The organism is Kribbella sp. NPDC104740, from assembly GCF_055583505.1.
The window spans coordinates 930,470-953,691 of record NZ_JBVJNV010000001.1 but is presented as its reverse complement, the minus strand read 5'-3'; the positions used below and the strand labels follow the sequence as shown (position 1 = coordinate 953,691).

Below are 23,222 nucleotides of genomic sequence, written 5' to 3'. Positions count from 1 at the left end.
CCTATCTCAAGAGCTTTTCCTGATTTTCAGTGCGCCCGCCGCGACCGCGGCACCGATCGCCATCCCCGCCCCGAGCAGCCCGGCGGCCGGGAGCGCGCTGCCGACGCCGAAGTCGGCCATCCGGCCCGGTCCGGCCGATCCGCCGGCCAGCAGCATCAGGACCAGCAGTCCCACGGCGGCCAGCAGCGCCGACATCGCGCCACGCAGCGCGAACGCGTCCCAACCGAGCGCGAACGACTCCGGCGCGGCCAGCCCGCGCCGTCCGACCACGAGCCCGGCGACGGCTCCGGCGACCAGCGGGACGACCGCGGTGAGCACCAGGAAGTACGTCGGCGTACCGCCGTCACCCGGTACGGCGGCCAGCAGCGGCAGCGCGGGCAGGTTGCCGACGTCGACCCCGGTCGGCGCGATCGACGTACCGACCCCGAGCTGGAAGCCCGGGCCAGCCAGGAAGCCGACGAAGTAGAGCACCACGTTCGGCAGCAGGCCGAGGCAGATCGCGAACAGCACCACCGAGCCGACGACGCCGGTGTCGAGCAGGTCGAGCATCGCGGTCACGCGGGAGAAGCGGACCGCCAGCAGTACGGCGTACAGGAGGGAGGCGAAGCCGAGCACGGTCAGGACGGCGGCCGCGGCGGCCGGTACGGCGTCGCGCAGGCCGGTCGGGGTCGCGTCGGCGATGTCGGCAGCAGCACCGGACTCGACCAGAATCCCGGCGGTGCCCGCGACCAGCGCCAGCGAGGCGGCGCCGAGGAACGCCGACAGCGGCGAGATCTTCAGCGCGCCCTCGGAGGTCAGCAGCGCGATGATCAGCGCACCCAGCCCGTACGTCGCCGCGAACGCGCCGGCCGCGGTGACCAGGTCCTTCGTCCGGTCGGCGGCGCTGATCCGCGCGGTGAACCGGCCACCGCGGTACAGGCACCAGGCGACGAACGCGGTCAGGCCCAGCGGCGCGACCGAGATCGTTGCGCCGTTCAGGCCGACGCCGGCCTTGTGCGCGAGCAGCCAGACCGACGCGCCCGCCCGGACAGCACCGGAGGCGCCGCCGAAGGTAGCGGCCAGCCAGCCGACCACCGCGACGGCAGCACACGCCAGCAGCCCAGCGAGCAGACAGGCACCCGCTCCCACGACAGCAGCAACCACCACCGGCCTGGGCGGGACAGTCGGCGCGGGCTGGGCGGGCCCGGGCGCCTGGTGGGATCCGCCGTCACGGGCGCCCGGACGGCTCAGCATGTCGCTCATGCCTACGCCTCGCTACCGCTCGGCTTCGGCATGATCGACAGGTCGGCTCTGCTTGTTGTTCGCTCGCTACGCTCGCTCATCTCCTCCCATCGTCCCCCTCCCCCGGACGCAGCTCGTTCTGACACGCCGGATGTGGAAGACTTCGCGCGAGTTGACCTCGGCGTGGCTGCTTGCCTGGTACCGGGTACATTCGGCGTGGACCAGGGGTGGATTCAGCAAGGAGGTCTGGAGTCATTGTCCGGTTCCCACCGTGCGCCCCGCGGCGGCGGTCGTGCCGCGGCGCGTGAGGCGCGGCGCCAGCAGTCCCGACGCCGGAACCAGCTGATCGGCGCCGGTGCGGCGGCCGTGGTCCTGATCGGCGGTGGCGGGTTCGCCGCGGTGAACGCCTTCGGCGGTGACGACTCCCCGGGCGGCTCCAAGTCCAGCAGCCCCGACGCGAACAAGGGCGGCGAGAACGCGCTGTCCGACGCCAAGGTCCTGATCGACGGCCCCGCGGCCAAGCCGCTGACGGTCTCCGGCAGCTGGGCGATCGCGGCCACCGAGGACGGCAGCAGCGCGCCGGACAAGTCGTTCGTCTGCCAGGCGCAGCGCTTCGCCGACCCGGCCGGCGTCCGGACCTGGGTCCGCACCTTCAAGAACGCCGCCACCAAGGACACCGCGGTCCAGTACGTCGAGGTCTCCAACGACACCACCGCGGCCGGCAAGGCGTACAGCACGATCACCGGCTGGCTGAGCCAGTGCAACTCTCCGCAGGTCCGCCTGGTCTCCAGCTACACCACCGAGGGCCTCGGTGAGCGCGGCGTGATCGCCGTCTTCGGCCAGCCCACCGGCAGCAAGTCGAACAAGTACCGCACGATCAGCGTGACCACCGCCGGTCAGGCCACGATGGTCTTCGAGCACGACTCCACCGGCTCCACGCCGCCCAAGCCGGACGGCGTACTGGCGACCGCGGGCGCCGGGCTGAAGCGGATCTGCACCGAGACCGGCGCCGACTGCGGCTCGGGCAGCCTGCAGGCCAAGACCGGGCTGCTGCCGACCCAGGAGAGCGCCGGGTTCATGGCGCCGATCGACCTGCCGGTGCTGTCCAGCGTCGACAAGCCGTGGGTGAGCGTCGACGGCGAGGTCCGCTCCGGGACGCTGTGCGAGAAGATCGACCTGAAGAAGGCCAAGGCGACCAAGTACAAGACGCAGACGTACGTCGTACCGGAGGCGCAGGTACCGACCGAGTTCGGGCTGGACGCCACCGTCGCCCGGTTCGCGACGCCGGCCGCCGCGGCGGCCTTCGTCGCCCAGATCCGCAAGAACGTCGACGGCTGCGCCAAGTCGACGTCGACCGCGACGGTGAAGTCGACCGGGTCGATCAGCCTGGCCGCGACCAAGGGCGAGGCCTGGAAGGCGACCTACGACACCGGCGGCGGCAAGGTCTTCACGTTCCGGATCGGGATCGCCGGCTCCGGCGACCGCGCGGTCTACCTGCTCTACCCGGTGCTGAAGAACCTGGACATCACCGACACCGCGTTCACCGAGATCCTGTCCCGGGCCGCGGACCGGTCGGCGACCTTCAAGTAGAAACGGGCCGCAACCCGGCAGGGTTGCGGCCCGTTGTCAGGCTGTCGTTCAGAGGTTCCGCATGATCTCGCGCATCAGGTTCGCGGTCTCCGACGGCGTCTTGCCGACCTTGACCCCGACCGCCTCGAGCGCGTCCTTCTTCGCGGCCGCCGTACCGGACGAACCGGACACGATCGCGCCCGCGTGGCCCATCGTCTTGCCCTCCGGCGCGGTGAAGCCCGCGACGTAGCCGACCACCGGCTTGGTGACGTTCTCCTTGATGAACGCCGCCGCCCGCTCCTCGGCGTCGCCGCCGATCTCGCCGATCATCACGATCGCGTCGGTCTCCGGGTCGTCCTGGAACGCCTGCAGCGCGTCGATGTGGGTGGTGCCCACGATCGGGTCGCCGCCGATGCCGATCGCGGTCGAGAAGCCGAACTCGCTGAGCTCGTACATCATCTGGTAGGTCAGCGTGCCCGACTTCGACACCAGACCGATCCGGCCGGCGCCCGCGATGGTGGCCGGGATGATGCCCGCGTTGGAGACGCCGGGGGTGATGATGCCGGGGCAGTTCGGCCCGATGATCCGGGTCTTGCCCGAGGCCTGCGCGGCGGCGAAGAACGCGGCGGTGTCGTGCACCGGCACGCCCTCGGTGATCACCACGACGAGCGGGATCTCGGCCTCGATGGCCTCCAGCACGGCGTCCTTGGTGAACTTCGGCGGCACGAAGACGACCGACACGTTCGCGCCGGTCTCCTTCATCGCGTCCGCGACGCCCCCGAAGACCGGCACCGCGGTGCCGTCGAAGTCGACGCTCTCACCGGCCTTGCGCGGGTTCACGCCACCGACGATGTTGGTGCCGGAGGCAAGCATCCGGGTGGTGTGCTTGGTGCCCTCGGAGCCGGTCATGCCCTGGACGATGACCTTGCTGTCCTTGGTCAGGAAGATAGACATGTTCAGCGATCCCTTACTTCGCAGCCAGCTCGGCGGCCCGCTTGGCGGCGCCGTCCATGGTGTCGACCCGCTCCAGACCGGCCAGGCCGGCCTCGTCGAGGATCCGGCGGCCCTCGTCGGCGTTGTTGCCGTCCAGGCGGACGACCAGCGGCTTGCTGACCGCCTCGCCGCGGCCGGCCAGCAGCTCGAAGGCCTGCACGATGCCGTTGGCGACCGCGTCGCAGGCGGTGATGCCGCCGAAGACGTTCACGAACACGCTCTTCACCTGCGGGTCGGAGATGATGATCTCCAGCCCGTTGGCCATCACCTCGGCGCTCGCGCCGCCACCGATGTCCAGGAAGTTGGCCGGCTTCTGGCCGCCGAACTCCTCACCGGCGTACGCGACGACGTCGAGGGTCGACATGACCAGACCCGCGCCGTTGCCGATGATGCCGACCGAACCGTCGAGCTTCACGTAGTTCAGGCCCTTGGCCTTCGCCTTGGCCTCCAGCGGGTCGGCCGCCGACGCGTCGGCGTACTCCGCGAACTCCGGGTGCCGGAACTCGGCGTTCTCGTCCAGCGAGACCTTGCCGTCCAGCGCCTCGACGTTGCCGTTCTCGAGCTTGACCAGCGGGTTGACCTCGACCAGCGTCGCGTCCTCGGCCAGGAAGACCTCGTACAGCTTGACGATCTCCGGCGCGACCGCGTCGATCACGTCGGCCGGGTAGCCGGCCTGGGTCGCGATCTCGCGGGCCTTGGCGTCGTCGACACCGGTCGCCGGGTCGATCGAGATCTTGGCCACCGCGTCCGGGTTGGTGTGCGCGACCTCCTCGATCTCCATGCCGCCGGCCGCCGACGCGATGCACAGGTAGTTGCGGTTGGCCCGGTCGATCAGGAAGGAGAAGTAGTACTCCTCCGCGATCGCGGCCGCCGGAACGATGTTCAGCGTCTTGACGATGTGGCCCTTGATGTCCAGGCCGAGGATCTCGCGGGCCCGGGCCTCCGCCTCGTCGGGCGAGGTGGCGATCTTGACGCCACCGGCCTTGCCGCGGCCGCCGGTCAGCACCTGCGCCTTCACGACCACCGTGCCGCCGCCGAGCTTCTCGGCCGCCGCGCGGGCTTCCTCCGCCGTGTGGACGACTTCACCCACCGTCGTCCGTACACCGTGCTTGGCGAAGACAGTCTTCGCCTGGTACTCCATCAAGTCCACGACTGTGGTCCCTCTCTCGCCTTTTCGAGTTGGGCCGCGGCAGGCTGCGGTGCGGAGAGGCACGGTCGCCGGGCGCGTTCCGTCGGCCTGAGACTAGCCACCCCGGCGCCCGTGGCAACAGCCGGGGTGCGCGCTGAGACGACTGTCACAGGTTGGTTGCTCCCGCGTGAAAGGCTGGTGCGCATGACTGAAGGATCAACCAGACCAGCTGACGACTGGTGGCGTAGTGCCGTCGTCTACCAGGTGTACCCCCGGTCGTTCGCCGACGCCGACGGCGACGGCACCGGGGACGTGAACGGGATCCGGGCCCGGCTGCCGTACCTGGCCGAGCTCGGCATCGACGCGATCTGGATCAGCCCGTGGTACCCCTCACCGCTGCTCGACGGCGGGTACGACGTGGCCGACTACCGCGACATCAACCCCGAGTTCGGCACCCTGGCCGACGCCGACGCGCTGATCGCGGAGGCGCACGCGCTCGGGATCCGGATCCTGATCGACCTGGTGCCGAACCACTGCTCCTGGGAGCACCCGTGGTTCAAGGCCGCGCTGGCCGCCGGAAAGGGTTCTCCGGAGCGCGAGCGGTTCTGGTTCCGCGACGGCGTCGACGGGCAGCCGCCGACGAACTGGCCGGCGGCCTTCGGTGGTGGCGCCTGGCAGCAGATCGAGGACGGCCAGTGGTACCTGCACATGTTCGACATCTCCCAGCCGGACTGGAACTGGGAGCACCCGGACGTGATCGCGGAGTTCGACGCGATCCTGCGGTTCTGGTTCGACCGGGGCATCGACGGCTTCCGGATCGACGTCGCCGACTCGATGGCCAAGGACGCGTCGCTGCCCGACGTACCGCTGAAGGACGGGCAGCCGACCCACGACAAGTACATCGGCAACCCGTTCTACGACCAGCCGGGCGTGCACACCATCCACCAGCGCTGGCGCGCGATCGCCGACGAGTACGCCGGTACGCCGCAGGGCCCGCGGGTCTTCGTCGCCGAGGCCTGGCTGTCCCCGGCGGAGCGGCTGGCGAAGTACGTGCGGCCGAACGAGCTGCACTCGGCGTTCAACTTCGACGTGCTGCGCTGCGCCTGGGACGCGAAGGAGCTGCGCCAGGTCATCGACTACACCACCGAGAGCCTGTGGGCGGTCGGCGCCCCGGCGACCTGGGTGCTGAGCAACCACGACACCATCCGGCACCGCACCCGGTACGGCCGCGACCTGAAGGTCGCGCTGGCCGGCGCCGGTGAGGTCCCGACCGACCTGGCCCTCGGCCTGCGCCGGGCCCGCGCCGCGGCCCTGCTCGAACTGGCGCTGCCCGGTGGCGCGTACATCTACCAGGGCGACGAGCTCGGCCTGCCCGAGGTGGAGGACCTGCCCGAGTCCTCGCTGGACGACCCCACCTGGGAGCGCTCCGGCCACACCGTCCGCGGCCGCGACGGCTGCCGCGTCCCGATCCCGTGGGGCGGCACCGAGCCGCCGTACGAGTTCGGCCCTGGCACGGAGCAGCCCTGGCTCCCCCAGCCCACCGACTGGGCCCCACTGACCGCAGCCGCGCAGGCCGGCGATCCGGACAGCCACCTCGAGCTGTACAAGGCGGCGCTGCGGATCCGGCGTACGGAGGAATCCCTCGGCGAAGGCCGCCTCACCTGGGACGACGACGCCCCCGCGGGCGTCCTCTCCTTCACCCGCGACCCGGGCTTCCGCTGCGTGGTCAACCTGGGCGCGGCGCCGGTCGCCCTCCCCGCAGGCGAGGTCCTGCTGGCCAGCGAGCCACTCACCAACGGCGAACTTCCGGTCGACGCAACGGTCTGGCTGAAGGTCTGAGACCACGAGGACGGATTCTCCTGCCCCGGTTGGAGAATCCGTCCTCGCTTTTCAGAAGTAGAGCCGCTGCCACAACTGGTTCTGGCTGCTGTTTCCGGGCAACGTGTAGACAGCGCCTTGGCTGTTGCTGTCCAGGTACCGATAGGGATTGTGGTTCCAGGTACTGAGCCAGCCGGCAATGTGCTGTCTCCACAACTGCCACGTCGATCCGTCGCAGGGCGCGGTCCAGACCGCACCCGTGCCCGATCCGGCATAAGTGCTGTACGAAAGACACCGACCCGTCGCCTGGTTGCGGATCCGCATCGGAGTGGTCGGGGTCGTGTACCACACCTGGTACCCGTTGCCCGTGTTGCACGGGCTCACGGTGGTGGTCGATCCCGCACTGTTGGTGGTCAGGCAACGCAGCGTCGCCCGGTTCCGGATCAGCTGCCGCGAATCTGCCTGGGTCCTGCTGGGCACCCTCGAGACGTTCACCGAAGGTTCCACGTCCACTGTTGCCCCGGCCGTGGCCGGAAGTGCACCGGCGAACCCGACGGTCACCGACGCGAGCGCCATCACCGCGGCCGTCGTGCCGCGAACAAACTTCGTCATCACATCTCCTTCATGACATAGGAGATCGACAGTGCATTCGCAGGCGGGCCGGCGCCGTCGTGACTACTTGCTTTCGCCGGACGCTACGCGGGGGGCCCAAGGGTCGCAACAGCCCGCCGGGCGAATCGACTGCAACTTGCTGCAACAGGACAAAGGCGCCCCGGACGATGTCCGGGGCGCCTTTGCTGTTCTCAGCGGTTGCGCCGGTCGCGGTCTTCCCGGTCCCGGCGGTCGCGGTCCTCCTGATCTCTGCGATCCCGGTCCTCCCGGTCCCGGCGGTCCCGCTCCTCGCGGTCGCGCCGGTCCCGGTCGTCTCGGTCGCGGTCGTAGCTCACTTGACGCCACCAGCGGTCAGGCCGGCGACGATGCGGCGCTGGAAGATCAGCACCGCGATCACCAGCGGGATGGTGACGACCACACCCGCGGCCATCTGGCTGCCGAACGGTTGGTCCCGGCCGGACGCGCCGGTGAACTGCGAGATCACCACGTTCGCGGTCTGCAGCTCCTTCTTGTTGATCATGCTCAGCGCGATCAGGAACTCGTTCCAGGCCGCGATGAACGTGATGATCGCCGTGGTGAACACACCAGGTGCGGCCAGCGGCAGGATCACCTTGTAGAACGCCTGGGCCGGCGTACAACCGTCCACCATCGCCGCCTGCTCCAGTTCTCTCGGCATCTGCCGGAAGAACGTGGTCAGTGTCCACACCGCGAGCGGCAGCGCGAACGACAGGCTGGGCACGATCATCGCCTGGTAGGTGTTGATCCACTTGATGTCGATGAACAGCTTCAGCAGCGGGATCACCAGCGAGATGCCGGGGAACATCGAGGTGGTGATGATGATCGCCAGCACGACGTTCTTGAACTTGAAGTCCAGCCGCGCCAGCGTGTACGCCGCGACCATGCCGATCACCAGGGTCAGGATCGTCACCACCCCGGCCACCAGCAGGCTGTTCAGCAGCGCGCGGCCGAACCCGGTGCCCGGCTTGAACACGTCGGTGAAGTTCGTCAGCGACCAGGTGGTCGGGATGATCGAGTTCTCGAACTGGTCGGTCGGCCGGCGCAGGGCCGAGACGACCATCCAGTAGAACGGCGCCAGGCAGTACAGGACGATGATCGCCACGCCGACCAGTGGCAGCCACCGGCGCAGCGGACTCGCTTCGGCGGCCTTGACGTCGATCTTGGCCGGAGCCTTCGTTGCTGTGGCCATCAGACTCCACTCCCTGCGCCGCTCATACCGGCCGCGGACCCCAGGGCGACCCCCGGCGGTGCGCTGTCGCGGTCCTTGCCCTTCTTGGTCTTCTTCTTCTGCACCGCGTCACCCAGCACGTCGGCGCCGAGCAGCTTGACGAACACGAACGCGACCACCGCCACGTAGAGGAACAGCAACGTCGCGTACGCCGCCGCCGGCCCGTACCGGGTCTGATTGGCTTCCAGGTAGGCCAGGATCGACAGCGTCTCCACCGACTCCTTGTTCGGCCCGACCAGCACGAACGGCAGGTCGAAGATCCGCAGGGTGTCGAGGATGCGGAACAGGACGGCGACCAGCAGCGCCGGCTTCACCAGCGGCAGCGTGATCTTCAGGAAGGTCTGGAACGGACTCGCGCCGTCGACCTTCGCTGCCTCGTAGACCTCGTCGGGAATGGTCTGCAGGCCCGCGAGCACCAGCAGCCCGATGAACGGTGCGGTCTTCCAGGTGTCGGCGACGATCACCGACGCCACCGACTGCCAGCCTTCGGTCGACCACAGGATCTGGGTGCCGAGCAGCGCGTTGGCGGCACCGTCGGCCTGGAAGATCCACTTCCACAGCAGTGCCGAGACCACCGTCGGGATGGCCCACGGGACCAGGATGCTGGCCCGGACGATCGCGCGCCCCTTGAACGCCTTGTGCATCACCAGAGCCATCGCCACACCCAGCAGCGTCTCGAGGACGACGCAGGTGACGGTGAAGAACGTGGTGTTGTAGAAGGCGTTCCAGAACCGCTCCCCGGTCTCGCCGGAGAAGATCGCGGTGTAGTTGTCCAGGCCGACGAACTCCGAGCCCTGGATGACGAACCCGTCCTCGTCGATCCGCTGGCCGCTGGTGTACAGCGACTCGCGCAGCGCCGAGATGATCGGGTACACGACGACCAGGACCAGCACGATCAGGGTCGGCGACAGCAGCAGCGCGGCCAGCCGGCCGGTGCCTTCGTTGAACGTGGTCTTGCGGACCTTCTCGGTCCCCGTCGGTGGCCGCTTCACGGCCACGTCGGATGCACTCACCTCTGCCTCCTTCTCTCCACGGCCTCACGGCGGTGGGGACAGGCCGGGGCCGGTACCCAGCGTGTGCTGCGTACCGGCCCCGCCAGTTCGATCATTGCGTGATGAGCGTGCTCAGCTTGGTCTGCAAGCCGGCCAGCGCATCCTTCGGAGGTGTCGTGCCGGTCAGGGCGCCGTACGCGGCTTCCTGGATGGCGGTGGTGACATCGCCGTACTTGACCACCTTCGGCCGCGACTTCGCGGACTCGATCGAGGCCTTCAGCGGGGCGAGGTACGGGAACTGCTTGGTCAGCGCCGCGTCGTCGTACAGCGACGCCCAGGTCGGGGCCTGCGAGGTCTTCTCGATGTTCGCCTTCTGGCGCTCCTCGCTGGACATGAACTTGATGAAGTCCGCCGCGGTCGCCTTGTTCTTGGCGAACTCCGAGATCGCGTAGTTGTGGCCACCGAGGGTGGACACGCCCGGGCCCTTCAGGCCCGGCAGCGGCGCGACCGCGAACTTGCCGGCGATCTTCGACGAGCCGTCGGTCTTGTTCGCCAGCGCGTACACGTACGGCCAGTTGCGGTGGAAGAGCAGGTTGCCCTCCTGGAACGCACGCCGGCCGGGCTCCTCCTGGTAGGTGATCGCGGCCTTCGGGATCTCACCGGACTTGAAGCCTTCGACCAGGAAGTTCAGGCCCTCCAGGGCCTCCGGCGTGTCGACGTCCGGCTTGCCGTCCTCGCCGACCACGACACCGCCGGCGCCGTTGATCGCCTCGGAGAAGTTGACCGTGAGGCCCTCGTACTTCTCGAACTGGCCGGCGTAGCAGTTGATGCTCTTTGCCTCCGGCAACGCCTTGACCTTGGCGCAGGCGTCCTTCATCTCGGTCCACGTCGTCGGCGGCTTCACGGCCGCCTTGTCGAGCAGATCCTTGCGGTAGTACAGCAGGCCACCGTCGGAGGTGACCGGGACGGCGTACAGCTTGTCCCGGTACTTCGCGGTGTCCAGCGTGGACGGCAGCAGCTTGCCGAGGTCGGGGAACTGGTCCTCGGGCAGCTCGGTGACCCAGCGGTTCGCGGCGAACTCCGCGGTCCAGACCACGTCCAGGTTCAGCACGCTGAACGAGTCGGACTTGTTCTGCGCGTTCTGGATCATCTGCGCGCGCTGCTGGTCGGCCGACTCGGGAAGCTCGGAGACCGTCACCTTCTCTTCCGGGTGCTGCGAGTTCCACGCCTCCACCTGGCTGTTCAGGTTCCCCGACGTGTCCTTGCCGGTGGCAAACGTGATCGGACCGCGCCCTTCGAGCGCTCCCCCGGTCGAACCGCCGCCGCCGCTGTCCCCGTCGTCACCGCCGCACGCGGAGGCCAGCAGCACGAGGCTGCCGGTCATGGCCAGAGCGGCCGCCCGGCGTGCGTGTGATCGTTCAAACCTCATCGTGTACCTGCCCTCTCCCGATGGGATCTCGCTTGGTCCTGCGCGGGCCGTGGCAGTCCCCCACCACACTGCGTACGGCCCTGTCCGGACAGTAACCGAGATCGGGGGCGATGTGTCCTGAGCCACACACCTGACCGATCGTCCGTACGGACAAACGCATGGCTGTATGCGACCGCGATTCGACAGCCCGCACAACCAGGTGTTTCTTAACGATTCGGTATTACCGATTAGTAACTACGGCGCTGTGCGCGGGGTGGTACGGGGGGTGACGCTCAGTGATCAGGCCGTGGTCGCGGAGGCGTCGCCCACGTTCGTGCGCACCCAGTCGACGATCTCGTGGGTCGGGGCGCCCGGGGTGAAGATCCGGCGGACACCCAGCTCGGCCAGCGGGGCCAGGTCGGCCTCGGGGATGATCCCGCCGCCGAACACGACGATGTCGTCGGCGTCCCGGGCGGCCAGCAGTTCGCGCACCTTCTTGAACAGCGTCATGTGCGCCCCGGACAGCACCGACAGGCCGATCGCGTCGGCGTCCTCGGCGATCGCGGTCTCGACGATCTGCTCCGGGGTCTGGTGCAGGCCGGTGTAGATGACCTCCATCCCGGCGTCGCGCAGCGCCCGGGCGACGATCTTCGCGCCCCGGTCGTGCCCGTCCAGGCCCGGCTTGGCGACGACGATGCGCAGGGTGCTGGTGGCAGGCATGGATCGGCCTTTCAGTACTGGAGCGCCGCGTTGCGTCCAGTTTCGCAGGTTATCCGAGCGGCACCTCACGGATAAGACACGAAGCCGTGTGTTCCCCGCCACGCGATCTGGGAACCGGTTACCGTGAAAGAGAAGTCAGACCAGTGGCGCGGGGGGTCTGATGGGACGTGAGGAGTCGCCGATGAGTGCTGAGGCGGTAGAGCAGGGCGGTGCGCGCAGCAGTCTGTGGCAGGCCCTCGACGGTCTCCGGTACGGCGCTCGCTCCGCGTTGTCCCCACGCGTTCTGCAGGGCGCGGCGGTGGAGCTCGGTTGGCTGACCACTCATCTGGCCATGTATCCGCTCGGCCTGGTCGGCGGCGCCGGCAGCCGCGCGGACCGGCTGTCGCTCGACCGCCTGACCCCGGCCCAGCGCAGCCTGCTGGTCGGCGACGTCCGCGCGGCCGGTACGCCGATCCTGCTCGCGCACGGCATCGTCGACAACCACACCGTCTTCGCGCTGATGCGCCGGCAGCTGCTGCGGCGCGGCTTCACCCGGATCCACACCTTCTCCTACTCACCCCTGACGCTCGACGTACGGTCGACGGCCCGGCGGATGGCCGCCGAGGTCGAGGCGCTCTGCGAGGAGTCGGGGTCGGACCAGATCCACATCGTCGGCCACAGCCTGGGCGGCCTGATCGCCCGGTACTACGTGCAGCGCCTCGGCGGCGACGAGCGCGTGCACACCTGCGTCACGCTCGGTACGCCGCACCAGGGCACTGTCGCCGCGCGCCTGCTGCCGTGGCCGCTGGTCAAGCAGCTGCGCCCCGAGAGCGACCTCATGGAGGAGCTGGCCGAGCCGGCGCCGGACTGCGCGACGCGGTTCGTGGCGTACTACAGCGACGTCGACCAGCTGATCGTCCCGCAGCGCCGCGCGCGGGTCCGGCACCCCGACCTGATCGCGCAGAACGTCCGGATCAACGGCGTCGGCCACCTGTCGCTGCCGTTCCACGGCGACGTCGTGCACCGGATCTGCGGCGTACTGGCCCATCTGGACGACCAGGTCGCGTAGGACACGAAAAACAACTTGCCGGATCTTTGTCAGGATCTCGGCCCGAAACTGGTTGACCTAGCAGCTTGTTACGCGGGTGAGCGGATGCACGTGCAGCGGCTCATGCAAAAGTTTCGTGAAGGAGGGCCGGAAAAAGGGGTGGCAGGGTTTGTCGGCTCGTGACCCGTCCGTTATGGTGCTTGAGCCCGCCAGGGGGAACAAATCCCCGGGCGAGCGGACAGTGCCCCTCCCCTGTGACCGAAAGGCCACGTTGTGTCCCAGCACCGTGCCGCGGGAAACCGCGTCACGCCAGGCAACAGTGCTGCGCGCAAGACCGGCGCATCACGTCACGCCAAACACCGTGTTGCCCGGCGTAACACCCCCAGCAGTACCCAGATCGTCGGTCTCACCGCAGCGCTCGCTGCGGCGGCAGGCGCTGTCGGCTTCAGCCACAGCTCCCTGGCGTCGCCGACGCAGGCGAACTCCGCGGTCAACATCGCCGCACTGTCCGGCGGCAACAGCCTGTCCGAGGTCACCACGGCCCGGATCGAGCGCCGCCAGCTGGCCACCCGTGACTCCTCCCGGGTCGAGCTCACCAGCACCGAAGCCACCAAGAAGCAGGCCGCGGCCGACCGGCTCTCCAAGGCCCGCGCCGCCAAGCTCGACGCCACCCGGGCGCTGACCGCCAAGCGCGCGTCCTCGCTGGCCGCCGCCAAGGCCGCCGCGGCCGCCGCCGCCGAGAAGGCCCGCGAGTCGGCCACCCGCTGCGAGATGATGATCTCCGGCTACCACATCACCGCCACCTTCGGTCAGGGCGGCAGCCGCTGGGCCGCGAACCACACCGGCACCGACTTCGCCGCCCCGATCGGCACCCCGATCCGCTCGGTGATGAAGGGCAAGGTCGTCTTCGCCGACTGGGCCGGCGCCTACGGCCGCCAGGTCCAGGTCGAGCACGCCGACGGCACCGTCACCTGGTACAACCACATGTCGAAGTTCAGCGTCGAGGTCGGCGAGACCGTGTACGCCGGCGACCAGGTCGGCGCGGTCGGCGTCACCGGCAACACCACCGGCCCGCACCTGCACTTCGAGGTCCACCCCAACGGTGGCTCCGCGATCAACCCGATGCCGTGGTTGCGCGAGGTCTGCGGCCTCAACCCCTGATCCACCGGCCCTGCCCCGGCGGGCCGTCGTACCTCTAAGCTGCTCGGCATGCGTCCGGCAGCCGGTGAGGTCCTGCACTTCTCCGAAGACCCGACCATCGAGGTCTTCCGCCCGCACGTCGCCGCGACCGCTCAACAGCCGTCGCCGTACGTCTGGGCCGTCGGGTCCGAGCGCGCTCCCGACTACTGGTTCCCCCGGCAGTGCCCCCGCGCGATGGCGTGGGCGGGCCCCGGGACTTCTGCTGCTGATCTGTCCCGCATCGTCGGCGACGGCTGTGGAACGCGGGTACATGCCATCGAGTACGGATGGCTGGAGGCGCTGCGGACCGTCGAGCTGTACGCGTACCGGCTGCCGGCGGACGCCTTCGAGCCGCATGACGCCGCTGTGGTCGCGACGAGCGAGGTCCGGCCGCTCGGGCCTGCTGAGCGCGTGGGCGATCTGTTCGCGCTGCACGCCGAGGCGGGGATCCAGCTGCGCGTGCTGCCGAACCTGCACGCGTTCTGGGACGAGGTGATCGTGAGCACGCTGGAGTTCAGCGGGATCCGGCTGCGGAACGCGCTGCCTCGGCCTGCTGCCGTGAGCTGACGGCTGTGGTGGCACCATGTGCCGGTGAGGAACCCGACCTACCTCGAGACCGCCGAGTCCGCCTGGCAGTGGACGCTCGGGCAGTTGCGCTGGGCGCCTGACGGGCCGTGGATCCCCGGTGCGGTGGTCGACGGGGTCGAGCCGGAGGTCTCCTGGGACCGCGACAGCATGCACAGCGGGGTCGCCGGGCTGCTGCACACGCTCGCCGAGATCCGCTTGAGCCGGGCGTGGACTCCTGCTGAGGTGGAGCTCGCCGACGCGGTCGCCGAGCGCTTGATCGCGGTGATCCCGGCAACCACCGACGTCTCGTACTTCGACGGGCTGGTCAGCACGATCGGTGCGCTGGTCGCGGTCGACCGGCTGGACGGCGTACGGGTTGCTGTCGATCGGCTGCTGGAGCTGGCCGAGGACGACGGCTGGCTGCAGACGCAGATGCTCCCGCCGAAGTTTCTGCCGGGGACCCGGATCCACGACATGACGCTGGGGAGCGCGGGGGTCCTGCTCGGTGGCGTCTGGGCTGCCCGGCACGGCGTCGAGGCGGGCGCCGAACTGGCCAACCGAGCCGCCGACATCCTGCTGGCCGAGTCTGCTGACGATGACCTCGGCTGGCCGTTCGTCCCCCAGCGCTTCCGGACCGAGTCCGGGGCCGTCATGCCCAACCTCTCCCACGGTCTCGCCGGGGTCTCGGCTGCTCTCGCGGCCGGAGGTCTCGCGCTGGATCGCCCGGAGCTTGTCGGCGCGTCCGTGCGAGCGGCCGAGCAGCTGGTCTCCATCGGTCGCACCGACGGGCGCGGGTTCGTCGTACAGCGCTACATCCCGACGGAGATCAACGACGAGGACGAGATCACCTACACCTGGTGCCACGGCGCCTCGGGCACCTCGCTCGCCTTCGCCGCGCTGGACGCCGCGGGCGCCCCCTCGATCGCCGGTACGGCGCCTGCCGAATGGCGAGCCCGCTGTCTCTACAGCGTTCGTACGTCGGGGATTCCCGAGCGCCTCCATCCCGGCTTCTGGGACAACGACGGGCGGTGCTGCGGCACCGCGGGGGTCGGCGACATCTTCCTCGACGCGTGGCACCGGGGCCGGGGCGACGACGAGCTCGCCTTCGCCCGGCTGCTCGCCGACACCCTGGTTGCGCACGCCCTCCACACGGACGGGACGTACTGGAGGTTCACGGAGCACCGCAACGAGGACCCGCTGCTGCCGCCGTCGGTCGGCTGGATGCAGGGCGCGGCGGGGATCGCGGCGTTCCTGTTCCACACGGCGCGCGTGGTGGAGCAGGGCCCGGCGGCGCAGCCGCAGGCCCGGATGGACACCTGGTGGGCCGGCTAGCTCAGCGGCGTACGGCGTACCGGCGGTCCGGCGTCAGCGGCGCCAGACCTCAGCGGTGGTGAGGAAGGCAGACGAGCCGGGACGGTCCGGGGAGCCGTCGACCTGGACGAAACCGGGCACTGAGGCGCCGCCGATCGAGACCGTGGCCGACCGAACCGGAGCGATCACCAGGCTCAGGCTGTGCATGCCCTCGGCGAGCTGGAAGGTGTCGGTCGCGAACAGGCGGCGGTCCAGCACACCGCCCATCTCGATCTGGATGTCCGCCGCCTTCGCGCTGAGCCCGTCGGCCAGGTTCATCCGGACCTGAACGAGATCGCGCTCGACCGCCGGCTCGTGCCACGGCAAGCCCTGCACCTCGAGGAACGAGCGGACGAAGTACCGCTCCAGCCAGGCCGCCAGATCCACATCCTCCGAGACCACCCGGACGATCCCGTCGAACCACAGCACCACCGCCGTACCGGAACCCCGGACCGACCAGTCGACCATCCAGATCGACGCGTACGCCGTCACCCGGCCCTTCTCGTCGAACAGCCGCAGCCCAGGATTGGCTCCCGCCAGGATGATCCGGCGGGTGGAGCTGTCAGCTGCCTTGGGCATGGGAGGACCTGTCGTCCGGGGAGGGCCGAAGACCCAGAGTGACCCACGGCAGGGCCATCTCGCAACGCGAACGCGCATTCCTGGACGCCCGCGGGGCCTCGCGGCGTGGGAGGATCGCCGTCTGCACCGCCGAGAAAGGGCGCCTCGATGCCGTCAGATGGACCCACCCAGTGGACCGCCACGCTCCGTGAGCACGGCCGGCTGGCGATCGGCCCGGAACGCACCCGGCTGGCCCTCGGGCTGGTCGTCGCGGGCGCGATCCTGCTGATCAACGGCACCCGGACGATCAGCCTGCTGTCGGGCGACGCGACCTGGGACGTGATCTCGTCGGCGCGCGCCGCGTTCGCCGTACTGGCGGCCGGTGCGCTGCTGCTGATCCTCAACAACCTGCGGACCCGGCGCTGGACGCTCGTGGTCGACGCCGACGGCGTCGCGCTCGGCCGCCGGCGGCTCGCCTGGGGCCAGATCGCCCAGGTCACGACGGCGAAGGAGCAGACAGTCGTCCACTCCGTCACCGGCACCGAGGACCTGCGCGTCACCACCAACACGGTGAAGGACACCCGGGTCCTCACCCAGTGGCTCACCAACGAGCTGAACGACCACCGATGACCGGCCGTACGGCGTACCTGCGGCCGCCGGCTTGTGCGACCTGAGACACTGAGCAGATCGTGGCGTAGGGCAACCATCAGCCCAGCGCCGTGGCACGTCCGTTCCGGCCGGATCAGAGATTCGGCGTTCGACCGGGAGGATCCTTGCTCGAGATCAGTGGGTTGACCTGGGCCGTGACGATCGGCCTGATCGTGCTGCTGCTGGCCGTGGACCTGGTGCTGGCCACGCTGCGGCCGCACCGCGTCGGCTTCGGCGAGGCGACGGCCTGGTCGGTGTTCTACGTCGCCGTCGCGGTCGCGTTCGGGGTGTGGTTCACCAGCCAGTACGGCGGTGCCGCCGGGACGGAGTACTTCGCCGGCTACATCGTCGAGAAGAGCCTGTCGGTCGACAACCTGTTCGTCTTCGTGATCATCATGACGACGTTCGCCGTACCGGAGAAGCACCAGCACAAGGTGCTCACCTTCGGCATCGTGCTCGCCCTGGTGATGCGGGCGATCTTCATCGCGGTCGGCGCCACCCTGCTGTCGCTGTTCTCCTTCATGTTCCTGCTGTTCGGTCTGCTGCTGCTGTTCACCGCGGTCCAGCTGTTCCGGCACCGCAACGAGGATCCCGACGTGGAGAACAACGTGGTGGTGCGGACCGCCCGGCGGGTGCTGCCGATCACCGACGACTACGTCGGCGGCAAGCTGGTGATCCGGCGGGAGGGCCGCCGGCTGGTGACGCCGCTGTTCGTCGTCCTGGTGGCGATCGGCGGGGTCGACCTGCTGTTCGCGCTGGACTCGATCCCGGCCGTGTTCGGGGTGACCGACGAGCCGTTCATCGTGTTCGCGGCGAACGCGTTCGCGCTGCTCGGGCTGCGCGCCCTCTACTTCCTGGTCAAGGGGCTGCTCGACCGGCTGGTGTACCTGTCGGCCGGGCTCGCGGTCATCCTGGCGTTCATCGGGGTGAAGCTGATCCTGCACTGGGCGCACGTCGACATCGATGCATCGGTGCCGGAGGTGCCGACCTCGGTCAGTCTCGGGGTGATCGTCGTCGTGCTGCTGGTCGTGGTCGTGGCCAGCCTGCTCAAGACCCGGAACTCCCCGGAGACGAAGGCGCACGCGGGGTCGTTGCGGGCGACGCGGCGGCGCGACGACGCCGGCCGCGGCGACTCGGCCTGACCTGCTGGCAGGCTCGCGAGTGCTGGGCCGGCGCTGCGGCGCCGGCTACAGCTTCTGCACCGGCGCGTACCTGAGCAGCAACCGCTTCACACCCTCCGACCCGAAGTCGATGTCGGCCTGCGCCTGCTGACCCTCGCCGCGGACGACGACGACCGTGCCCATCCCGAAGCTGTCGTGCACGACCCGGTCGCCCGGGTTCAGGCTGATCACCGGCTTGTCCGACGCGGTCCGCCGGGCCGGCTCGTACCGGCTCGGGATCCCGCTCCCGCGGCTCGTCCCGGTCCCCGACCAGCGGGTGATCGCGGACTCGTCGCGGCGCCAGTCGAGCAGCTCGGCCGGGATCTCCTCCAGGAACCGCGACGGCGGGTTGTGCTGCGGAGCGCCGTACGCCGAACGCACCGCCGCCCGCGAGATCGACAGCCGCTGCCGGGCCCGCGTGATCCCGACGTACGCGAGCCGTCGCTCCTCCTCGAGCTCCTTCAGATCGGTCAGCGAGCGCGAGTGCGGGAAGACGCCGTCCTCCATGCCGGTCAGGAACACGACCGGGAACTCCAGGCCCTTCGCCGTGTGCAGCGTCATCAGCGTCACCACGCCACCATCGTCGGCGGCGTCCGGGATCTGGTCCGCGTCGGCGACCAGCGCGACCCGCTCCAGGAACGCCTGCAGGTCCGACGGCTCCGCGGCCGCCGTCCGCTCCTCGACGAACTCGCGCGCGACCGAGATGAACTCGTCCAGGTTCTCCAGGCGGGTCTCGTCCTGCGGGTCGGGCGACTTCTGCAGCTCCTCGTAGTACCCGGAACGATGCAGCGCGACGTCCAGGATGTCGTCCGGCGGCGCGCCCGAGTCGACCATCGCGGTCAGCTCGTCGAGGATGTCGACGAACGACTGCACCGCGTTCACCGAGCGCGACGCCATCGCCGGCGCGTCCTGCGCGCGGCGCATCGCCTGCGCGAACGAGATCCGGTCCCGCGAGGCCAGCGCCTCGATCGCGGCCTCGGCGCGGTCGCCGATCCCACGCTTCGGCACGTTCATGATCCGCCGCAGCGAGACCGTGTCCTCCGGGTTCACCAGCACCCGCAGGTACGCGAGCGCGTCGCGGACCTCCTTGCGCTCGTAGAACCGGACGCCGCCGACCACCTTGTACGGATGGCCGGTGCGGATGAACACCTCCTCGAACACCCGCGACTGCGCGTTCGTCCGGTAGAACACCGCGACGTCGGACGGCTTCACCTTGTCGGCGTCGGCCAGCCGGTCGATCTCGTCGGCGACGAACTGCGCCTCGTCGTGCTCGTTGTCGGCGACGTACACCGCGATCTGCTCACCCTGGCCCTGGTCGGACCACAGATTCTTCGCCTTACGGCCCTCGTTGCGGCTGATCACCGCGTTCGCCGCGGTCAGGATCGTCTGGGTGGAGCGGTAGTTCTGCTCCAGCAGGATCGTCTCGGCGCCCGCGAAGTCCTCCTCGAAAGCGAGGATGTTGCGGATGGTGGCGCCGCGGAACGCGTAAATCGACTGGTCGGAGTCGCCGACCACCATCAGCTCGGCCGGCGGCGCGCTCGGGCCGTTGCGCCCCGGCTCGTCCTCGCCGCAGAGCTCACGGATCAGCGTGTACTGCGCGTGGTTGGTGTCCTGGTACTCGTCGACGAGCACGTGACGGAAGCGGCGCCGGTAGTACTCACGGACCTCCGGGAAGGCCTGCAGGAGATTGACCGTCGTCATCAGCAGGTCGTCGAAGTCCAGCGCGTTCGCCTGCGCGAGACGCTCCTGGTAGATCCGGTAGCACTCGGCGTACTGCTCCTCCAGGTGGTTGGAGGTCTTCGACGCGGCCGTCTCGTGGTCGACCAGCTCGTTCTTCTGGGTGGAGATCCAGTTCAGCACGGCGCGCGGGTTGTACCGCTTCACGTCGAGGTCGAGCTCCCGGCAGACCAGCGTCATCAGCCGCCGCGAGTCGGTGTCGTCGTAGATCGAGAACGTCGAACTGATCCCGAACCGCTTGATGTCCCTTCTGAGGATCCGCACACACGAGCTGTGGAAGGTCGACACCCACATCAGCTTCGCCCGCGGCCCGACCAGGTCCACCACGCGCTCCCGCATCTCCGCGGCCGCCTTGTTGGTGAACGTGATCGCCAGAATCGCCCCCGGATGCGCGTCCCGCGCCGCCAGCAGATACGCGATCCGCCGCGTCAGCACCCGCGTCTTACCCGACCCGGCCCCGGCCACCACCAGCAACGGCTTCCCCGCATGCACCACCGCCGCCCGCTGCTGAGGGTTCAACCCCTCCAGCAACTCTTCAGGGTCAGCCTTACCCTTCCTGGGCTGCTCGAGCGGCACCGGAAGCTCATCAGGAGAAAACAGCGTAGTCATCGCCCACCAGGGTAGGCGCTCCCACGGACAGTTCCGGTACGGCGGTCAGCTCGGGTGCGACATCAGCCCGGGAAACCGAGCTTCGTCCAGGTGTGGTGGGTGTCCCGGAAGAGCTCGAACGACCAGTCGGTGAGGAGCTGATGGGCGCTTCGGTGGTCGGCGGCGGTGGTTCCGAAGTGCCTCGACGCGTCGCCTTCGCGGCGTTCGACCAGGTAGGTGCCGTCGGGGTTGCGCACGGTCTGGATGTAGGTCTGGCCGCTCGGGTCCGTGGTGCGCTCGACGATCAGGAACTCCGACTCCCCGCGCTCGACCTCGGCCAGCAGGTCGAACAGGAGGTCCTCGGACGGGTCGTCGTACGTCTCACCGTTCTCGCTGGTCACGCGCAGCACGTTCACGGGGCGCAGTCTGGCACGGCGCTCAGCACCAACGAGTCTGCTCAAGCATCCGTCGAGGCCCGGCGTTCCAGGATCAGGTCGACCGTCGACGTGAGTTCTTGCCCGGCGGTGAGGTGCAGGTGGGCGCCGTCGGGGACGCCTTCCTGGGCGAGGGTCAGGAGGTGGCGCGCGAGGCTGGTGAGGCCGGCTGGGTTGGCGGCGATGAGGATTTCCGGCGACGTGGTGTCGACGGTGATCTCGAAATCGTCGTTCCAGATGAAGGTCAGGCCCGTGGGGCCGTAGGTGCCGAGTTCCACGGGGTGATTCAAGCAGGCTTGTTGGCTGAGAGCAGAGTTGCTGGGAGCAGAAAGGCTTCGGTACGGCGTACCGGCGCGGTCATGGTGGAGACATGGCTGATGAGAACAAGGTGCCCCTGTTCGGGGAGCAGGCTCGGTTGGGGTTGTTGCGGCGGCGGGTCGTGGTGCTGGACGGGGTGTTGAACGACGACAACGGGACGTTGATCGCCACGCAGATCCTGACGCTGGCGGCGGAGGATCCGGAGACGGACATCGCGTTGTGGATCCACTCGCTGGGTGGGTCGGTGCCGTCGATGCTCGCGATTCGGGACGTGATGCGGCTGGTGCCGTGTGATGTGGCGACGGTGGCGTTGGGGCTGGCGTGCAGTGCGGGGCAGTTCCTGCTGTCGGCGGGGGCGAAGGGGAAGCGGTACGCGCTCCCGCACGCTCGGGTGCTGATGCACCAGGGGTCCGCGGGGATCGGCGGGTCGGCGGTGGAGATCGAGATCCAGGCGAACGACCTGCGGCACATTCGCGACACCGTGCTCGGGCTGGTCGCGGAGGACACCGGGCAGCCGGTGGAGACCGTGTACGAGGACTCGCTGCACGACCACTGGTACACGGCGCGGGAGGCGATCGAGTTCGGGTTCGTGGACCAGATCGTCGAGTCGTTCGACCAAGTGATGCCCCTGCGGACGGAGGCGGCCCGATGAGCAGCTACACGATCCCGAACGTGATCACGCAGAGCGCGCGCGGCGAGCGGATCATGGACGTCTACTCGCACCTGTTGTCCGAGCGCATCATCTACCTCGGCACCGGCATCGACGCCGGCGTCGCGAACGCGATGATCGCGCAACTGCTGCATCTGGAGGCGGATCGGCCGGAGCAGCCGATCAACCTGTACATCAACTGCGAGGGCGGCGACATGACCGCGATGCTCGCGATCTACGACACGATGCAGTACATCAGCTCGCCGATCGCGACGTTCTGCATCGGGCAGGCGATCGCGGCCGGCGCGGTGCTGCTCGCGGCGGGTGAGCCGGGGCAGCGAGCGGTGGTGCCGCATGCGCGCGTCGTACTGCATCAACCGGCGGCTCGCGGGCAGGGGACGATCCCCGATCTGATCCTGCAGGCCGACGAGGTGGTTCGCGTGCGGGCCGAGGTCGAGACGATCCTGTCGACGCATACCGGGCAGACCGTGGAGCAACTGCGGCACGACACCGACCGCGATCACGTACTGCGGGCCGAGCAGGCGCGGGCGTACGGGATCGTCGATCAGGTGATCCAGCACCGGCAGGTGCTGAAGGCGTTCGCCGGGGCGTGAGTTGGGGCGCCCGCCGTGTTTGTACGGCGGGCGCCCGCTTCACGTACTCCGCGGCGCGTACATGATCACCACCACGCCCACCAGGCAGATCACCGCGCCGATCACGTCCCAGCGATCCGGCCGGAACCCGTCGACGAGCATCCCCCAGGCGAGCGATCCGGCCACGAACACACCCCCGTACGCCGCCAGGATGCGCCCGAAGTTCGGGTCGGGCTGAAAGGTCGCGACGAAACCATAGGCGCCCAGGGCAACTATCCCGCCGGCCACCCAGAGCAGGCCGCGATGCTCGCGCCAGCCCTGCCAGATCAGCCAGGCGCCGCCGATCTCGGCGATCGCGGCCAGCACGAACAGCGCGATCGACCGGGCGACGGTCATCCGAGCCGCTCGACCAGCGCGTCCAGCACGCCCGCACGCTGAGCAGGCACGTCGATCACCAGCAGCACCCCGGGCTCGACCCGGAACGTGAAGAACGAGCAGCACTCGGACTCCCGCGCGACCAGCTCCTCGACCTCCGCAAGCGAGTCCTTCGCGAGGTCGAGCTCGAGCGTCGTCTCCCCCGTACGCCGTACGCCGCGCAGCGCCCGCGCGAACAACCGGTCGAACTCCTCCACCCGCAGCGGCTGCTCCGCGGTCGGCAACGTGCACGCATCCGGAACCCAGGTCATGTCTCGACGGTAAACCCGTA

Annotated in this window: 25 protein-coding genes; 10 read left to right on the top strand and 15 right to left on the bottom strand. The window is 69.2% G+C overall.

Going from position 1 to position 23,222, the window contains the following annotated elements; translation table 11 throughout:
* Positions 1 to 6 precede the first annotated feature (6 nt).
* Positions 7 to 1,242 carry a cell division protein PerM gene (locus tag ACZ6Z4_RS04540; protein ID WP_465558079.1) on the bottom strand — a complete coding sequence of 412 codons (1,236 nt, stop codon included), beginning with the start codon at positions 1,240 to 1,242 and terminating at the stop codon, positions 7 to 9.
* A 234-nt stretch (positions 1,243 to 1,476) separates the two neighbouring features.
* Here ACZ6Z4_RS04540 and ACZ6Z4_RS04535 point away from each other — a divergent pair, with 234 nt between their 5' ends.
* Positions 1,477 to 2,811: a hypothetical protein gene (locus ACZ6Z4_RS04535; protein ID WP_465558077.1), complete on the top strand. Its 1,335-nt coding sequence runs from the start codon at positions 1,477 to 1,479 to the stop codon at positions 2,809 to 2,811.
* A gap of 48 nt (positions 2,812 to 2,859) precedes the next feature.
* Here ACZ6Z4_RS04535 and sucD read toward each other — a convergent pair whose 3' ends face one another.
* Both sucD and sucC read right to left on the bottom strand, forming a co-directional pair.
* Positions 2,860 to 3,744 carry a succinate--CoA ligase subunit alpha gene (gene sucD / locus ACZ6Z4_RS04530; protein WP_363666642.1) on the bottom strand — a complete coding sequence of 295 codons (885 nt, stop codon included), beginning with the start codon at positions 3,742 to 3,744 and terminating at the stop codon, positions 2,860 to 2,862.
* Positions 3,745 to 3,757: 13 nt separating this feature from the next.
* Positions 3,758 to 4,933 (bottom strand): ADP-forming succinate--CoA ligase subunit beta, encoded by a 1,176-nt coding sequence (sucC, locus tag ACZ6Z4_RS04525; RefSeq protein WP_465558074.1) that lies wholly within the window; start codon positions 4,931 to 4,933, stop codon positions 3,758 to 3,760.
* Positions 4,934 to 5,116: 183 nt separating this feature from the next.
* Here sucC and ACZ6Z4_RS04520 point away from each other — a divergent pair, with 183 nt between their 5' ends.
* On the top strand, positions 5,117 to 6,751 hold the full coding sequence (locus ACZ6Z4_RS04520) for a glycoside hydrolase family 13 protein (RefSeq protein WP_465558072.1): 1,635 nt from the start codon (positions 5,117 to 5,119) through the stop codon (positions 6,749 to 6,751).
* A gap of 51 nt (positions 6,752 to 6,802) precedes the next feature.
* Here ACZ6Z4_RS04520 and ACZ6Z4_RS04515 read toward each other — a convergent pair whose 3' ends face one another.
* The 6 genes from ACZ6Z4_RS04515 to ACZ6Z4_RS04490 form a co-directional block, all read right to left on the bottom strand.
* Positions 6,803 to 7,342, bottom strand: coding sequence for an RICIN domain-containing protein (locus tag ACZ6Z4_RS04515; RefSeq protein WP_465558070.1), 540 nt, complete (start codon positions 7,340 to 7,342; stop codon positions 6,803 to 6,805).
* A gap of 191 nt (positions 7,343 to 7,533) precedes the next feature.
* Positions 7,534 to 7,677 carry a hypothetical protein gene (locus ACZ6Z4_RS04510; protein ID WP_465558068.1) on the bottom strand — a complete coding sequence of 48 codons (144 nt, stop codon included), beginning with the start codon at positions 7,675 to 7,677 and terminating at the stop codon, positions 7,534 to 7,536.
* Positions 7,674 to 8,549: a carbohydrate ABC transporter permease gene (locus tag ACZ6Z4_RS04505; RefSeq protein WP_465558066.1), complete on the bottom strand. Its 876-nt coding sequence runs from the start codon at positions 8,547 to 8,549 to the stop codon at positions 7,674 to 7,676. Before ACZ6Z4_RS04505 ends, ACZ6Z4_RS04510 begins: the two co-directional genes overlap by 4 nt.
* On the bottom strand, positions 8,549 to 9,601 hold the full coding sequence (locus ACZ6Z4_RS04500) for a carbohydrate ABC transporter permease (protein WP_465558064.1): 1,053 nt from the start codon (positions 9,599 to 9,601) through the stop codon (positions 8,549 to 8,551). The genes ACZ6Z4_RS04505 and ACZ6Z4_RS04500 overlap by 1 nt, the downstream gene beginning before the upstream one ends.
* A 91-nt stretch (positions 9,602 to 9,692) precedes the next feature.
* On the bottom strand, positions 9,693 to 10,964 hold the full coding sequence (locus ACZ6Z4_RS04495) for an ABC transporter substrate-binding protein (RefSeq protein ID WP_465558062.1): 1,272 nt from the start codon (positions 10,962 to 10,964) through the stop codon (positions 9,693 to 9,695).
* 324 nt (positions 10,965 to 11,288) lie between these two features.
* Positions 11,289 to 11,708, bottom strand: coding sequence for a cobalamin B12-binding domain-containing protein (locus ACZ6Z4_RS04490; RefSeq protein ID WP_344175217.1), 420 nt, complete (start codon positions 11,706 to 11,708; stop codon positions 11,289 to 11,291).
* 181 nt (positions 11,709 to 11,889) lie between these two features.
* Between ACZ6Z4_RS04490 and ACZ6Z4_RS04485 the strand changes: the two genes are divergently transcribed.
* From ACZ6Z4_RS04485 to ACZ6Z4_RS04470, 4 genes are all read left to right on the top strand, one after another.
* Complete coding sequence (locus tag ACZ6Z4_RS04485; RefSeq protein WP_465558059.1) at positions 11,890 to 12,756, top strand: esterase/lipase family protein; 867 nt, start codon at positions 11,890 to 11,892, stop codon at positions 12,754 to 12,756.
* 252 nt (positions 12,757 to 13,008) lie between these two features.
* Complete coding sequence (locus tag ACZ6Z4_RS04480) at positions 13,009 to 13,896, top strand: M23 family metallopeptidase (RefSeq protein WP_465558057.1); 888 nt, start codon at positions 13,009 to 13,011, stop codon at positions 13,894 to 13,896.
* A 48-nt stretch (positions 13,897 to 13,944) separates the two neighbouring features.
* Positions 13,945 to 14,481, top strand: coding sequence for a DUF6886 family protein (locus ACZ6Z4_RS04475; protein WP_465558055.1), 537 nt, complete (start codon positions 13,945 to 13,947; stop codon positions 14,479 to 14,481).
* Positions 14,482 to 14,505: 24 nt separating this feature from the next.
* Entirely contained in the window at positions 14,506 to 15,813 is a 1,308-nt protein-coding gene (locus tag ACZ6Z4_RS04470; protein ID WP_465558053.1) for a lanthionine synthetase LanC family protein, read from the top strand.
* A 33-nt stretch (positions 15,814 to 15,846) separates the two neighbouring features.
* Here ACZ6Z4_RS04470 and ACZ6Z4_RS04465 read toward each other — a convergent pair whose 3' ends face one another.
* Positions 15,847 to 16,410, bottom strand: coding sequence for a hypothetical protein (locus ACZ6Z4_RS04465; RefSeq protein ID WP_465558051.1), 564 nt, complete (start codon positions 16,408 to 16,410; stop codon positions 15,847 to 15,849).
* Between the two features lie 147 nt (positions 16,411 to 16,557).
* Here ACZ6Z4_RS04465 and ACZ6Z4_RS04460 point away from each other — a divergent pair, with 147 nt between their 5' ends.
* Both ACZ6Z4_RS04460 and ACZ6Z4_RS04455 read left to right on the top strand, forming a co-directional pair.
* Entirely contained in the window at positions 16,558 to 17,019 is a 462-nt protein-coding gene (locus ACZ6Z4_RS04460; protein ID WP_465558049.1) for a hypothetical protein, read from the top strand.
* A gap of 143 nt (positions 17,020 to 17,162) precedes the next feature.
* On the top strand, positions 17,163 to 18,179 hold the full coding sequence (locus ACZ6Z4_RS04455; RefSeq protein ID WP_465558047.1) for a TerC/Alx family metal homeostasis membrane protein: 1,017 nt from the start codon (positions 17,163 to 17,165) through the stop codon (positions 18,177 to 18,179).
* Between the two features lie 45 nt (positions 18,180 to 18,224).
* On the opposite strand, the gene pcrA is transcribed toward ACZ6Z4_RS04455, so the two are convergent.
* The 3 genes from pcrA to ACZ6Z4_RS04440 all read right to left on the bottom strand — a co-directional run bounded on the left by pcrA (position 18,225) and on the right by ACZ6Z4_RS04440 (position 21,234).
* The gene (gene pcrA / locus ACZ6Z4_RS04450) at positions 18,225 to 20,543 is read right to left on the bottom strand and encodes a DNA helicase PcrA (protein WP_465558045.1); all 2,319 of its coding nucleotides are present in this window, start codon (positions 20,541 to 20,543) and stop codon (positions 18,225 to 18,227) included.
* A gap of 62 nt (positions 20,544 to 20,605) precedes the next feature.
* Positions 20,606 to 20,938, bottom strand: a complete 333-nt coding sequence (locus ACZ6Z4_RS04445; protein ID WP_465558043.1) for a hypothetical protein — start codon at positions 20,936 to 20,938, stop codon at positions 20,606 to 20,608.
* A gap of 41 nt (positions 20,939 to 20,979) precedes the next feature.
* Entirely contained in the window at positions 20,980 to 21,234 is a 255-nt protein-coding gene (locus tag ACZ6Z4_RS04440; RefSeq protein WP_465558041.1) for an Imm32 family immunity protein, read from the bottom strand.
* A 92-nt stretch (positions 21,235 to 21,326) separates the two neighbouring features.
* On the opposite strand from ACZ6Z4_RS04440, the gene ACZ6Z4_RS04435 reads away from it, so the two are divergent.
* Together ACZ6Z4_RS04435 and ACZ6Z4_RS04430 are read left to right on the top strand one after the other, a co-directional pair.
* Positions 21,327 to 21,926, top strand: coding sequence for a ClpP family protease (locus tag ACZ6Z4_RS04435; RefSeq protein ID WP_465558039.1), 600 nt, complete (start codon positions 21,327 to 21,329; stop codon positions 21,924 to 21,926).
* On the top strand, positions 21,923 to 22,537 hold the full coding sequence (locus tag ACZ6Z4_RS04430) for a ClpP family protease (RefSeq protein WP_465558037.1): 615 nt from the start codon (positions 21,923 to 21,925) through the stop codon (positions 22,535 to 22,537). Before ACZ6Z4_RS04435 ends, ACZ6Z4_RS04430 begins: the two co-directional genes overlap by 4 nt.
* 39 nt (positions 22,538 to 22,576) lie before the next feature.
* Here ACZ6Z4_RS04430 and ACZ6Z4_RS04425 read toward each other — a convergent pair whose 3' ends face one another.
* Positions 22,577 to 22,912 carry a YnfA family protein gene (locus ACZ6Z4_RS04425; RefSeq protein ID WP_465558035.1) on the bottom strand — a complete coding sequence of 112 codons (336 nt, stop codon included), beginning with the start codon at positions 22,910 to 22,912 and terminating at the stop codon, positions 22,577 to 22,579.
* Positions 22,909 to 23,202 carry a hypothetical protein gene (locus tag ACZ6Z4_RS04420; RefSeq protein WP_465558033.1) on the bottom strand — a complete coding sequence of 98 codons (294 nt, stop codon included), beginning with the start codon at positions 23,200 to 23,202 and terminating at the stop codon, positions 22,909 to 22,911. Before ACZ6Z4_RS04420 ends, ACZ6Z4_RS04425 begins: the two co-directional genes overlap by 4 nt.
* Between the last annotated feature and the right edge of the window lie 20 nt (positions 23,203 to 23,222).